Source organism: Mycobacterium sp. 852002-51163_SCH5372311 (assembly GCF_001667115.1).
Taxonomy (GTDB): domain Bacteria; phylum Actinomycetota; class Actinomycetes; order Mycobacteriales; family Mycobacteriaceae; genus Mycobacterium.
Genome location: NZ_LZIJ01000031.1, coordinates 38,109 through 51,605, shown reverse-complemented (window position 1 = coordinate 51,605; position 13,497 = coordinate 38,109). Strand labels below are relative to the sequence as shown.

General features: G+C 65.1%; 13 protein-coding genes. 2 read left to right on the top strand and 11 right to left on the bottom strand.

Going from position 1 to position 13,497, the window contains the following annotated elements; translation table 11 throughout:
• Positions 1 to 20 precede the first annotated feature (20 nt).
• The 10 genes from A5791_RS04510 to A5791_RS04465 all read right to left on the bottom strand — a co-directional run bounded on the left by A5791_RS04510 (position 21) and on the right by A5791_RS04465 (position 10,733).
• Entirely contained in the window at positions 21 to 2,045 is a 2,025-nt protein-coding gene (locus A5791_RS04510; RefSeq protein ID WP_067231764.1) for a glycosyltransferase, read from the bottom strand.
• Complete coding sequence (locus tag A5791_RS04505) at positions 2,042 to 3,544, bottom strand: flippase (RefSeq protein ID WP_082966736.1); 1,503 nt, start codon at positions 3,542 to 3,544, stop codon at positions 2,042 to 2,044. The genes A5791_RS04510 and A5791_RS04505 overlap by 4 nt, the downstream gene beginning before the upstream one ends.
• A 12-nt stretch (positions 3,545 to 3,556) precedes the next feature.
• On the bottom strand, positions 3,557 to 5,062 hold the full coding sequence (locus A5791_RS04500; protein WP_082966735.1) for a sugar transferase: 1,506 nt from the start codon (positions 5,060 to 5,062) through the stop codon (positions 3,557 to 3,559).
• Positions 5,063 to 5,074: 12 nt separating this feature from the next.
• Positions 5,075 to 5,923 carry a WecB/TagA/CpsF family glycosyltransferase gene (locus A5791_RS04495; protein WP_231995801.1) on the bottom strand — a complete coding sequence of 283 codons (849 nt, stop codon included), beginning with the start codon at positions 5,921 to 5,923 and terminating at the stop codon, positions 5,075 to 5,077.
• Positions 5,924 to 5,971: 48 nt separating this feature from the next.
• Positions 5,972 to 6,538, bottom strand: coding sequence for a dTDP-4-dehydrorhamnose 3,5-epimerase (gene rfbC / locus A5791_RS04490; RefSeq protein ID WP_067231761.1), 567 nt, complete (start codon positions 6,536 to 6,538; stop codon positions 5,972 to 5,974).
• A complete protein-coding gene (locus tag A5791_RS04485) occupies positions 6,535 to 7,581 on the bottom strand; it encodes an NAD(P)-dependent oxidoreductase (RefSeq protein WP_067231759.1) in 1,047 nt (348 codons plus the stop codon). The genes rfbC and A5791_RS04485 overlap by 4 nt, the downstream gene beginning before the upstream one ends.
• Before the next feature lie 45 nt (positions 7,582 to 7,626).
• Positions 7,627 to 8,289 (bottom strand): PIG-L deacetylase family protein, encoded by a 663-nt coding sequence (locus tag A5791_RS04480; protein ID WP_067231835.1) that lies wholly within the window; start codon positions 8,287 to 8,289, stop codon positions 7,627 to 7,629.
• Entirely contained in the window at positions 8,286 to 9,068 is a 783-nt protein-coding gene (locus A5791_RS04475; protein WP_067231832.1) for a glucose-1-phosphate cytidylyltransferase, read from the bottom strand. The genes A5791_RS04480 and A5791_RS04475 overlap by 4 nt, the downstream gene beginning before the upstream one ends.
• 154 nt (positions 9,069 to 9,222) lie before the next feature.
• On the bottom strand, positions 9,223 to 10,413 hold the full coding sequence (locus tag A5791_RS04470) for a PPE family protein (RefSeq protein WP_067231756.1): 1,191 nt from the start codon (positions 10,411 to 10,413) through the stop codon (positions 9,223 to 9,225).
• 20 nt (positions 10,414 to 10,433) lie between these two features.
• The gene (locus A5791_RS04465) at positions 10,434 to 10,733 is read right to left on the bottom strand and encodes a PE family protein (RefSeq protein ID WP_067231753.1); all 300 of its coding nucleotides are present in this window, start codon (positions 10,731 to 10,733) and stop codon (positions 10,434 to 10,436) included.
• Positions 10,734 to 11,086: 353 nt separating this feature from the next.
• On the opposite strand from A5791_RS04465, the gene A5791_RS04460 reads away from it, so the two are divergent.
• Both A5791_RS04460 and A5791_RS04455 read left to right on the top strand, forming a co-directional pair.
• Positions 11,087 to 11,764 (top strand): TetR/AcrR family transcriptional regulator, encoded by a 678-nt coding sequence (locus A5791_RS04460; protein WP_067231750.1) that lies wholly within the window; start codon positions 11,087 to 11,089, stop codon positions 11,762 to 11,764.
• 128 nt (positions 11,765 to 11,892) lie between these two features.
• Entirely contained in the window at positions 11,893 to 12,561 is a 669-nt protein-coding gene (locus A5791_RS04455; RefSeq protein WP_067231746.1) for a TetR/AcrR family transcriptional regulator, read from the top strand.
• A gap of 20 nt (positions 12,562 to 12,581) precedes the next feature.
• Here the strand turns inward: A5791_RS04455 and A5791_RS04450 are convergent, their stop codons facing one another.
• Positions 12,582 to 12,944, bottom strand: coding sequence for a PAS domain S-box protein (locus tag A5791_RS04450; protein ID WP_067231743.1), 363 nt, complete (start codon positions 12,942 to 12,944; stop codon positions 12,582 to 12,584).
• Positions 12,945 to 13,497: the final 553 nt, after the last annotated feature.

Here is a 13,497-nt window from a genome sequence, read left to right as displayed (position 1 = left end):
AACTCTTGTCAGCGCGCCGGTCATAGCACCTCGTTGATCGCGTCGATATAGGCGTCAGCCATCGCTTCCACGGTGTAGTGCTTGCTCATTCGCTCGAAGCCCAGCCGGCCGGTCGACGGCAACGCGTCGGGCGCGGCGAGGATTTCGGCCAGACGCTCCCGCCATCCCGCCACCGAGATGTCCTCCACGAGGAACCCCGCCGCGCCGAAGTCGAGCATTTCCGGTACCGCGCACACCGCCGATGACACCACCGGTATGGCGCGGGCCATCGCTTCGAGGATCACCAACGGGAACGTCTCGCAACGGCTTGGCATGCACAGCAGGTCGGCGTCGGCGAGCGCGGGTCCGGGGCCGTCCGACCATCCGCGCCAGTGCACCCTGTCACGCAGCCCTTCAGGGGTGCGGGCCTCCAGCTCTTCACGATCGGGGCCGTCGCCGAATACGGAGAGCTTCCAGGGTAATTCGGCCAGACCTGCGAGGGCCTCTATCAGCAGGTGTGGATTCTTGAACTCCTCGATGCGGGACAGCATCACCAGGTGCAGCGGATCGCCGGCCGTACGGGCCCTGGGCGCACCGGGCGGCCCGGGTACCACCACGCCGTTGGGCGCGACGAAGTGCCGGCGCGTCAGCCGATGGTGTTCGGCAAGCATGTCCCAATGTCGTTGCGCCAGCATGACGAAGCCGTCGGCGCGGTTCATGGCGGACACCAGTGGCCGCGAGTAGATCGGCATGTCCGGGTGAGTGTGCGGGGCCACCAGCCAGCGCCGGTGCGCCCCCGACGCCCGCCACACCGTGGCAAATCCCGTCTCGGTGTTGGTGTCTCCGCTGATCACCACCGCCGGACCGGGGGGCAAGTCCACGTGCGGTGCCCACCACGGTTGGCGCACTACGCGCACGTTGTGTGGAATTTCCTTGATCAGCGGACCGAAGCGTTGGACGCAAGCGATGGTGACCGGGTAGCCGCGGCGCACCAATTCGGTTGCCAGCAAGGACTTCTGCCGTTCGGCGCCGCCGTACACCAGTCGGTTGGTGGTGATCACGATCGCCGGAAGTTCGGTGCGCTGTTTGGCGCGCGCCTCGGCGCGCGCGATGCGCTTCGACCGCTGTACGCGGTCCAACAGTGTGGTGCCGGCGAGGTAGATGTCCGCGTGGTGGACGGTGGTCTGGCGTTCGAGCATCAGCGCGGTGTTGGCACGCAGCAAATCCCGATTCCGTCGGCGCTCGTCCGCCGAAACCTCACCGCCGTGCACTGAATCGGGCCCTTTGGAAATGTTGCAAACGTCGGGTAACGGATTGCCGTGATCGACCGCGAGCTCGTCGGCGAGCACCACGCGCCAGCCCGCCGCGCGGGCGCGGGTCTGCCAGTCGACGTCCTCGCCGTAAAGAAAGAACTCCTCGTCGAAGACGCCGACGGAGTCCCAGGCCGCACGGTTGATCGCCAGGCAGGCACCGGCGATGTATCCGTCGATCTCCTGCGATTCAGTGGGCTGCCGGGCATAGAGCTGCGAAACCGGTGTGCCGCGCAACCTATCCGAATAGCCGCTGGCCGCCACCAGTGCACGGATCAGCTTGGTACGCCGGCGCGCGACGTCCCACGTGACCCGGCGCGGTGCGGCCGCGTCACGCATAGTCGGCGACACGGCGGCCACTCCGGGTTGTTGCAGCAGCTCTCTGGTGCGGGTCAGCGGACCGCGCAGTCGGCTGTCCGCATTCATCATCAGCAGGTCGGTGTCCGGTGGTGTGTGCTTTACCAGCGCGTTGAAGGCCGCGGCGAAGCCAAGATTCACCGGCCCCAGCACCCAATGCACATCCGGGTGGCGAGCGGCCAGTACCTGGCGACCGGGATACGTGTCACCACTGTTCTCGTAGACGTAGACCGGCAGGCCGGGTAGCTGCTCGGCGACACTGGCCAGGCATTGCTCCACCAAATCGTGGCTCTTGTAGGTCACGATCAGCACGGCCAAGGGTCGGTGCGACAGCGTGGTGTTCATGGTTTGAGCGGGTCCGCCGGGCTCCGCGTAGGTCCGGCACATGTCCGTTGTCATGTCACCACCTGCTTCCGGTAGAGCGAGGTCAGCGTCGACCAGTTCACGGGGCCGATCGCCAGGCTGACGACCAGATATGCGGCAGCGGCGGCGACCAGGGTCAACACCACGTGCTGTCCCGAAAGCAGCAGTGCGGCAACGGCGCTGGCCGTCGCCGGGATCAGCGTCCGCAGTAAGAACAGGCCCGGGCCGCGATAGTTGCACTCTTGGCGCAGCCGCCAGCCGGCGAGCACCAGACCGAACAACTCCGTGCACACCAACGCGATTCCGGCGCCGACAGCGCCGAACCGGCCGTCCAGAGCCAGGTTCAGCGCGATGTTGAGGGCCAATGCCACCAGGAACAGCCGGAAGAAGAAGCGCTGCTGATGGCTGGCGAACAAGCCCTGACCCAGTGTGGCGGAGACGAATCGCAGCGCGACCGCAATGAACAGCAACCCCAAGGTCGGCGTCCCGCGACCGACGTATGCCGCGTCGCCGAACAATCCGATGAGCGGCCCGGCCAGCAGGGCGCCGACGATCGCGACCGGGACGGCCACGAAATACATCAGTTCGACGCTGCGGCGCAGGAAGCGGGCGAAGGCCGCGACGTCACGGGAGAACAGGGTGGTGGCCGTCGACAACGTCGACTTGAGGAAGAAGGTCGACAACGCCTCGGTGTTGAACGCGATGGTGTAGGCCAACCCGTACACGCCGACCTCGGCGTGACTGCTCACCAGGGACAGGATCACGCCGTCGGTGCGCCAGTAGAGGATCCCGACCACCATCACGCCCATCAGCGGAAGGCTTTCTCGCAGTAGATCTTTGGCTTCCTGCGGCGCGAAGGTGGGGCGCAGCGAGATGTGCCGGGCCGCCGCCGTCCCCTGGATCGACAACTGAAGAAGGGGCGGGAGGAGCTGCGCGACCGCGAACCAGATGACGTCTGCCCGCTGCGTCACCAGCCAGGCGACCATCGCCAGCGTGGCCAGCCGGCCCGCGATGTCGGAGAAGGCCACCGCGGAGAACTGGACGGTGGATAGGAACACCGGCTCGAACCGGGTCTTCATGGTCAGCATCAACAGCTGCCCGGACAACACCACCAGCATGACCCGTACGTCGGCGTCCCGGTAGATCAACAACCCGCACAGCGCTGCAACCGTCGCCAGCGGCACGCAATACACCAGCGACATGCCACTGTTGACCCGGACCAGCCGCTCGAGATCGCCCCGGCCGGAGGTCACGCGGCGCACGATGACGGTGCCGATTCCCAAGTCCGCGAGGCTGGTCCACATGCCGATGAAGGCGACCGCGATGGTGAGCTGTCCGTAGCCGCCGGGACCCAGATAGCGGGCGGTCATCGCCACCGAAATCACTGAGGCCAGCATTCCCAGTGCGCGGCAGATCATTTGGATTGTCACCGCGTGCGCGATCCGCCCCGCCTGCACCTCGGCGGGTCCGGTCACGGCGGACGAAGCGGGCCCGACGGCCCGATCGGGCTGAGTCTCGGTTGCCGGCTCAGTCATGGCTGTCCGTCATCAGTAGGCCCCGTCTCTGGCCAGGACGGCTTTGAGGGTGCGGGCGATGATCACGAGATCGCCTGCCATCGACCAGTTGTCGACATAGGAAAGATCCAGCCGCACCGAGTCTTCCCAGGAAAGATCCGAGCGCCCGCTCACTTGCCACAACCCCGTGACACCCGGCTTCACCAACAGCCGCCGCTTGACCTCGCCGGCGTAGTTCTCCACCTCGCGGCGCAGCGGTGGCCGCGGACCGACCACGCTCATATCCCGCTTGAGCACGTTGATGAACTGCGGCAGCTCGTCGATGCTGAACCGGCGCAGCAACTTTCCGACGCGGGTCACGCGCGGGTCCTCGCGCATCTTGAAGAGCATGCCGCCGGCGCTTTCGTTCAACGGCAGTAGGCGATCGAGTTGCTGGTCCGCCCCGTTGACCATGGTCCGCAACTTGAGCATGGTGAAGGGCTTGCCGTCCAGGCCGATGCGTTCGGCGCGATAATAGACCGGTCCTTTGCTGGTCAGCTTGATGCAGATGGCAGCGACGATCAGCAGCGGCGAGGCCCCGATGAGCGCCGCCAGCGCGAAGCAGAAGTCGAACGCTCGCTTCTGAAAGCGCTGCGTGCCTTCGTATTGCGGCTTGTCGACATGCAGTAGAGGAAATCCCGCGATCGGCCGCAATGTCAGTCGTGCTTCGGCGACGTCCATGACTCCGGGCGCCACCACCAGGTCGATGTCCATCGTCTCCAGCTGCCACATGAGCTCCCGGATTCCCCGCACACCGAAGTGTTCGGTTTGCGTCACGGCCACCGTGTCCGCGCTACAGTACTGAATCGCAGATACCACAGCGGTTTCGTCGCCGAGAATCGGTATCTCGCGGCCCTGAACCATCAACATGTCGCCGCAAGCAGCCCCGTACCCCGGGATGCAGACTCCGACGACCAGGTAGCCGTCCTTCGGATTGCGCAGCAGCTCGTGTGCCAGATGTGATACGCCTGCCCGGTCCCCGATCGCCAAAACCATTGTCTGGCAACGGCCCTTGACCCGCTGCTGCCACACATGCTTGCGCCACAAATTGCGGCTCGCCACCAGTCCGAACGTCCCGACGGGAAGTGCGACGGCCAGGTAGCCCCGGGCCAGGTCGATCTTGGCCAGCAGCGTGACCATCGCGATGATTCCGAACGTCCAGAAGGACGCGCTGGCGATGCGCCGGTATTCGTCGATGCCCGACCCGATCACCCGTGTCGACCTGGTGTGAAACACCGCGATCGACGAAAGCCAAAGGACCGCAAACAGACACGAGAACAGCGTCATCACCGGGCCCGGGTAGCCCGAGGTGTCCGGCTCGCGCCCGAACCGGACATATTGGGCGAGGACGACTGCGCCGCACACGATTACCGAGTCGGTGACATGCAGGCGACGCGCATACTGCTGCTGCCAGCGGGAGACGACTTTGACGCGCGCCGGCGGGGTTGGGTTCGCATTGACGGGCGATAGGCCGTCCAGGGCTCGTAGCGTAGTGATCATGTCGGGTGCCTTCTACGCGGATGCCGCTTCGGTTGCGGCAGTCGGCAGCACGGCATGATCGTGGGCCGGCGCGCCGGCGTAGTAGACGCCGGGATAGCAGATGAGCTGGGCGCGGGTGGCGCGCAACAACGCGAATGGGCCCTGCAGGAGGTATCGGCGGGCCAGCCGCCGTGGTTCGGTTCTGAGCCGGTAGAACCACTCCAGCCCGAGCCGCTGCATCCACTGCGGGGCACGGCGGGTCTTACCGGCCAGGAAGTCCACCGCGCCACCGCACGGCAGGAATATCCGTGCTCCCGTCGCATGCCCGTGCCGGTCCACCCACTGCTCCTGGCGTGGCTTGCCCAGACTGACTACCAGAATGTCGGTCTCTGCGCCGCGGATGGCGGCAGCCAACGTGTCTGAATCCGATTCGATCTCGGACTGATTCGGTGCCCACATCCCCGACACGTTCAGCCTTGGATAGCGTTCGTACACATGTCGTGCCAGCAGGTGATGGGTCGCAGGGCTACCGCCGAAGAAGCCGACGCGCTGACCGGTATCTTCGGCCAACGTGAGCAGAGCCGGCAACAGATCGGCTCCGGTTACCCGCGGCCAGGGGCTGGCCGTGAGCAGCCGGCCCCGCCACGCTATCGGCATGCCGTCGGCCAGCAACAGCCATTCCAGCCGGCCCGCGGGGGCGGCTCCGATACTGCGGAAATGGTGCAGGTGGTCCAGGTTCACCGATCCCACGGCCAAACCGGGCCCGGGGGATCGCAGGCGTGCCGCAATGATCGACAACACCTCGCCGGCGTCGCAGCGTTCGACGATGCTCCCGCTGACGACCATGCGCACCGGAATCCGCGGCAGCTTGTCGTGGCCCATTTCCGGCCTATCCCCATTGCTCTGTGCGCGCACGGCGCGCACAGCTCGTCATGACGCGGCACTTTCGGCCGGCGTGATCTCTGGGGTCTCACCCGACGCCGGCCAGCTGGCGTCCTTCTCGGACATCACCGTGACCGGAAGCGGCCATTTGATGCCGAAAGCCCGGTCGTCCCAACGAAATCCCTCTTCGGCGGCCGGCTCGTAGGGACCGCTGACCTGGTACACGACCTCGGTGTCGTCGGTCAGAGTCTGGAACCCGTGGGCTACGTACGGTGGCAAGAACAGCGCCCGGCGGTTGTCCGCGCTCAGTTCCACCATCACGTGTCTGCCGTAGGTCTGCGACTCTGGGCGAACGTCGAGCGCGACATCCATGATCGCGCCGCGGGTGCAGCGCACCAGCTTGGCCTCGGCGTGCGGCGGCACCTGGCGGTGCAGGCCGCGTACCGTTCCGCGGGTGTTGTTGAAGCAGATGTTGGTCTGCGAGACATCGGAAATCAGCCCATAGTGCGCGAACTCGTCGGCGCAGAACGATCGCGAGAAGAAGCCGCGGTGGTCGCGGTGCGGCTCTATGTCGATGATCGTCACCCCCGCGACGCTCGTGGGCGTGTACTTCACGATGCCTCCTTCCAGAACAGTCGTTCGTCGACCTGCCCGGTCTTGAGCAGGTACTCGATTTGCTTGAGCCGGGTATGTCCGCGGCCGTGGAATGTCTCCGGTTCCATGGCGATGCTTTGGAACACCCGGTGTAGCTGGGCCGCGCCGGCGGCCACGTCCCAGGTGGCGTTGAAGCCGGCGAATACTTCGCGGATCTTGCCGAATGCGACTCGGTAACTGCGGTTGTCGGCATTGGGCGGGCCGAAAGTCAGTTCGCACCCTGGGAATTCGGCGCTCACCGTCTCGGCGATCTCGCGCACGGTGCGGTTGTTCTCGTCGCTGCCGACATTGACCACCAGCGCATGCACGCTCTGCCGGTCGGCGCGCAGCGCGCAGCGGATCGCCTGCGCGATGTCGAGGGCGTGCACGAGCGGCCGCCACGGTGTGCCGTCACTGGTCATTGCGATGCGGTGTTCGGTCCACGCCAGGCCGGCCAGGTTGTTCAGCACGATGTCGAACCGCATCCGTGGTGAGGCGCCGAAAGCCGTTGCGTTGCGCAGGAAAGTCGGCGAGAAGTCATCGCCCGCCAGCGCGGTGAGGTCCCGCTCGACCAGTGCCTTGCATTTCGCATAGGGCGTCAGCGGATTGACCGGGCTGGACTCGTCGACGGTGCCGTCGGCGATGCCGTAGACGCTGCACGACGACATGTAGACGAACCTGGTGACGCCGGCCCGCTTGGCGCAGTCGGCCAAATGCACACTGCCGTGGTGGTTTACCTGATAGGTGACATCGCCGATCAGGTCGCCGATCGGGTCGTTGCTCAACTCGGCCATATGCACGATCGCGTCGAACCCGCGCAGGTCGCCGGCGGTCACGTCGCGGATGTCTTTGACCAGGGTCGCCGGCTCGACACCGTGGGTGCTTCCGGCAAGGGGGCCGGGGCATAGCCAACCGGCCTTGTAGTAGCCGGTGTCCAGGCCGACGACGTCGTGGCCGTCTTCGAGCAGCAGTGGTGCCAGCAGGCAGCCCAGATATCCCTCTGTGCCGGTGACCAGCACTCGCATGTGGTGTTCCTTCGGTCGGGTTTCGACTGGGTTTTCGGCGGCCGGCTAGTTCGGTGATGCGGCGGTGCCCGGCGTCAGCACCGCCTTTTCGACGACGAATGCCTCGGCGTAGCGGGTATGGCATTGCACGCCGCGGACCCGCATAAGCGCCAGGAACGCCTCGGCCTCGAACCAGTCGCGCTGCATCTGGGACGGATAACTCGCCATGAGCAGCTGCGCCTTCTGGCCCGCTGCCTGATCCGGAACCGGCACGTAGACAGCAGGATTCGGCAGATCAGACTCCCATTTCAGGATCTCGTAGCCCAGCACCAGATGCGAGCGGAACTCGGTCGGGATGAGTTCGCCGAGCAGGCGGTGATCCTGGTGGAAGTCGCGGCGCTGGGGGCCCAACACCAAATCGGGCTCGCAGCCGCGGCGGAACTTGGCGAGGTGACGCTTGACGTGTCGCCAGTGTTCGGGCAGGTGACCGTCCGGCAGGTCGAGCACGGTCAAATCCACGTTGGCGTGCGGGGATAACGCCGCGAACGCGTTCTTCTCCTCGATCTCGCGTTCGGTCCCGGCGCCGGTGAACACCAGCACATGCACGGTGACTCCGGGATTGTGACGCGCGATCTGGATCAGGGTGGCACCGGCGCCGATCATTATGTCATCGCAATGCGCGCCAATGGCGGCAACGGAACTTATGGCCCCGGTCGTTAGTGGAATCATGCCGGACATCCCTCCCACACCATCCACGGCCGGACACCCGCGTTGTAGTCGGCGTCCAGCTCTGCGCGCTCCTTGAACGTGTCGGCGGGCTTCCAGAAACCCTCGTGTTGGTAGCCCAACAATCCGCCGGTGCCGGCCAGCGCCATGCACCCGTCGCCGACCAGGTCACCGTTCTCCGGGATCAGGTCGATGATCTCCTGCTTCAGCACGAAGTAGCCACCGTTCACCCAGATCGGGAACTTGGTCACCGGCGCAATCTCTTTGATGTCGCCGTCGGCGCTGACATCGACGCAGTGGAACGACGATTGCGGCGGGACCGTCAGCATGGAAGCCGTTGCGCCGCTTTCGATCAGCCGGTCGATCATGATGTCGAGCGGCGCGTCGGTGAGCACGTCGGCGTAGTTGGCCAGGAAGTACTCGTCGTTACCAAGGTATTTGCGAACCCGTCGAAGCCGCTCTCCGATAGGCGATTCCAGACCGGTGTCGACGAAGGTGATGGTCCAGTCCGACATGTCGGAGTCGAGCAACTCGATTTTGCCTGCGCGCATGACGAAGTCGTTGGACTCCATCTCGCGGTAGTTGAGGAAGAAGTCCTTGATCATGGTCTGGCCGTAGCCCAGGCACAGGATGAACTCCTTGTGCCCGTAGTGCGCGTAGTAGCGCATCACGTGCCACAACAGCGGCCGGGGACCGACCATTTGCAGCGGCTTGGGAACGAGATCACCGTCGGTACTGCGCATGCGCATGCCGTAGCCGCCGCAAAAGAGCACGACTTTCATGACTGCCATCCCTTCGAAATGCGATCCCTAAGCGCTGCGTTCGGTGGAACCACGCGCATACCAAAAATATCTATATTGGCGGTTGTACATACCTGTGGTATGTAGTGAAGGGTACGGCTGTTCAGCGAGTATTCGGGGCGCATCGGATGCCTTTCTAGCTGACGGCCGAGCCGTAACCAGCGGATGGCGGTTGGGCCATCACCGTCGGTACCAGTCCATATCGTGGCCCGGCAGCGGCGCCCGTGGTGGCGCCCCGCAGCGGCATTCCGCCCATGAGGGCCGGCATCTGGGACAGCGGGCCCATGCCACCGTTCTGCAAAGCCGTCCCCACGCCGGCCAACGGCGCCGTCGGGATCACGCTGGTCCAGGCGGGCGGCACCGACAGGGAGCCCAGGGCGGCTGCCTGACCCATACTGCCCAGCACGCTCGATCCCAGTGCGGCCTCGGCGGCCTCGGCGGCACCAGCAGCGGCTGCCTCGGCGGCTCCACCCACCTCCGTTGCCGCGGTGGCCGCCATGCTCTGCATGGTCTGGGCGATGCCGAGCACGCTGGAAAGTCCGAACAGCGGTGTTAACCCGATCATCGACAAGTTCGTCACCATGCCCACCGTGCTCGACGGATCGGACAGGCCGCCGGTCAGCCCGCCGGTAAGCCCGCTGAGCAGTCCCGAGGACCCCGTGGTGGCCGCCGCCGGGTTCGAGAGTCCTTGCAGCGCGGTGGGAACCGAGGTCACCACCTGCGCCAGCGTCGCCTGGGTCGCCCCCGATTCACCCGTCGCCGCGGCGACCGAGGTGTTCTGCGAAACCAGCCCGGCCGGATTGTCGACCTGCGGTGGCGAGGCGAACGGAGTGACGTCCGACGCCTCAACCGAGTTTGCGGCGTACTGATACATCGCCGCGGCGTCCTGGGCCCAATACTCGACGTACTCGGCTTCGGTAGCCGCGATGGCCACCGAATTCTGACCGAGGAAGTTGGTCGCGACCAGCGTCGCGAGTCTGGCCCGGTTGGCGTAGACGGCGGACGGTGGAACCGTCATCGCGAAGGCCGCTTCATAGATTTCTATGGCCAGCCTGGCGTGGCTGGCGGCCTCGGCCGCACGCGCGGCAGTGCCACTGGTCCACGCCACATACGGCCCCACCGCGGACGCCATGGACAGCGACGACGGACCCAGCCATCGACCGCTGGTCAGCCCGGCCACCACGGAGCGGTAAGCAGCCGCCGCGGCAGTCAGCTCTGCCGCCAGCTCGTCCCAGGTCACCGCCGCCGCCACGAGCGACCCGGGACCCGGACCGGCAAACATGAGCGTCGAGTTGACCTCCGGTGGCAGCGCGCCGAAATCCAGCACTGTGACGGTTTCCGTTCGGGTCAGCGAGCCGCGACCGCGTTGGCGGCCTCGGTGGCGTCATAGGAACCCGAGCTGATGGCCAGGACGTCGACGAACTGCTGGTGAACGGCTGTGGCCTGGGCGCTCACGGCTTGGTACATCTGGGCGTGCGCGGCGAATTGCACTGCCAGCAGCGCCGACACGCGGTCGGCCGCCGGCGGAACGACTGCGGTGATGGAACCTGCCGCCACCTCGTTTCCGGCGTTGACGGCCGCGCCGACTCCTTGCAGCGTGCCGGCCGATGCCGCAAGTGCTTCTGGCTGTGTGGTCACGAACGACATGCGCTTCCCCTAACCGGAACCGGGGCCGACAAGAGCAAACTGCCAGCCATCTGATCGGAGACTATACATACCTTACGAATGGTATGCACTCCACGCGCGTACTATAAGTATCCGGAGTCTGTAGCCGGGCTAACAGCGTCGGAACTCTGCAGGTCGGCGCCTTGCTGCTAACCTCGAAAAGCAACCCGGACACGTCGGACGTGCTCTTTCTTGACCGAGGTGTGCCCCTGTTTCGAGGAGGGCAGCGTGAAGGCGATCCAACTGGCTTGCCCAGTCGGCTCGGACACTCGCGTTAGCCATGGTCGAGGCTCGGGCGCCGACCTGAATCACCGGCGGCTTGCTCTGCAATTGCGATGACCACGAACTCGACTGACGGACGCGCCGACACGACGCGGCGGCAGATCCTGCGGGCCGCCGCGCATCAGTTCGCTCGACGGGCTTACCACGACGTCGGCCTCGACGACATCCTCGCCGAAGCCGAACTGACCAAGGGCGCGATGTATTTCCACTTCCGGTCCAAGCATGCGCTGGCGGTCGCGATCATCGAGAGGCAAACGACCGAAGGCACCGCCACACTGAAAGATGTACTCGCGCGGCGGCTTTCGGGCCTGGAAACCCTGATTGACGCCTCCTATCTGATAGCCGTTCATGACATCAAGACCTACGCGGTCAGGGCGGCGCTGAACCTGCTCGAGTCGGTAGGCCGGTCGGAAGGGTTGCAGCAGCGGCTATTCGACGATTGGGCCAACGCGATGGCCGCCGCCGCAGAGCGTGCGATCGCCGAGGGTGATGTCGACCAACGTTGTGATCCAGCGGATTTGGGACGGCTCGTCGTGTCGCTGCATCTGGGATTGCGGCAGACCAGCAACCTGGACGAGCCCGAACGGTTTCTGGGCGACCTCGAGAAGAGCTGGGCCATCGTGCTCAACGGCGTCCTGCAACCGGACCGGATCGATTACTTCCGCCAATTCGTCCGGCGTCGCACAGCGCTGGCAATCAACACCAGCTCGAACGGCTCCGATTCCGATTGACCAGACCGGCCGTTCGGCTGGTCGCAAGCGTGTAACCTCTCTAGGCGTTAGGTCCCTGGCCGGGGAATATAGGCTCCGACATCCGGAATCTAAGCGATTCGACACCAAACTCCGGAGGTGCAGGAGCGATGGCCCGCCAGGTTCGGTCCGAAGTCACTCGGCGACGGATATTGGATGCCGCGATCGAGGTGTTCGGCGAGGTCGGTTATGCCGCCGCCGCGTGGGGCACGATCATCGAACGCACCGGAATGACCAAGGGCGCCTTGTATCACCACTTCGATTCCAAGGAATCGCTGGCGTCGGCGATCATCGAGGAAGGCTCGAACGCCATGCTGGCCGCTTTCCGCAACGTTTGTGGGTCGTCGTCGCCGGCGCTGGAGAACATGATTCACGGCACGTTCACCATTGCCGAGGTGCTCAGCACGGACAAAATGGCCCGCGCCGCCGAGCGGTTGAGCGGTGCCCTGAGCGGATTCAACGACGCCGCTACGCGCTTCGGCACATGGTTGGTCGAGCTGATGACCGCAGAGGCCCGGCGCGCGGCCGCGGAAGGAGACCTCAGGCAGGACGTCGAGCCGACGGTGGTCAGCGAGTTGATTGTCGGCGCCGTGCTGGGAATGCGGTTGCTAAATAACAGCGTTTCCGACGACGGTCCAGCGGGCGGCGTCGGCGGCGACTTCGCCGAATGGGTCGGTCAGGTGTGGGCGCTGCTGATCGCCGGCATAGTCGCCGAGGCATCCGTACCGTATTTCCGCGAGTTCCTCGCGCGCGAATCTCTGCGCCATGCCCGGGAGTAGCTCGGACCACAGCCGTGAACTCAATGCCCGTCTTCCCACAACTGCTCGGTCAAGTCCTGGAAAGTCGCGAGGGCGAAATCGTCGTCCGCGCGCATGACCGCTGACCTGCTCATCAACGCGCGCACCACTGAGCCGTCCTTGTGCGCCAGTTCGACGACCATGTTCGCCAATGCATGGACGACCGAAAGCAGCGATTCCGAAACCGGCACCTGGTGGAAAATCTCGTGGAACCGCAGCGACAAGACCTCTTCCGGTTCGCAGCCGACCATCTCCGCGAACGCGGTGTTGGTGAACAAGATTCTGCCGTCGCCCCCAATGGCCAGCACTGGGACCGGAATCCGCTCGAGGATCACCAGCGCCGGCAATTGCTCCAGCGTGGCCATCGGCGATTCGGTTTGTTGCCAGGTGCGTCGTCGTTCCACGCGCCCAATTATTACCCACGGCAGCCGGTATCACAGGCGGTGTTTTTGTGGGATCGGCTGTTACGGCCTGTGCCGGTGTGGGCCGAGCGGTCGGGTGTACAGCAGCCGCCGGCCTGAGGATGACCGCATTGGCCACAGAGCCTCAACTGTCACATCAGTCTCTGCGTCGGCCATACTTTCCTCTTCGCGAAGTTGATAGCGCCGGTGCTAGCGCATTCCGCGATCGATTAGTGCCGCCCGCGGCGGTACTGATGTGGGAGGTGTGACTACTGGGACCGCCAGCCCCTGTCGGCGGAGACCCTTCTTTCACACCGCTCTTGACCACGGCCGTAGGGCACTGGAAACAAACTGTGAACTTGACGACAGCATCGCTTACCGCGATATGGTATGTAAAAAAGCTAATTAGGAAACATCCGGTATGGCCAGGATGCGGCGTCCGCCTGGTCGGGCCCGACGCCGGGTCGATCGTCCCGCCCAGGAGGACCACATGTCGTTGGTGACCACCGCGCGGCAG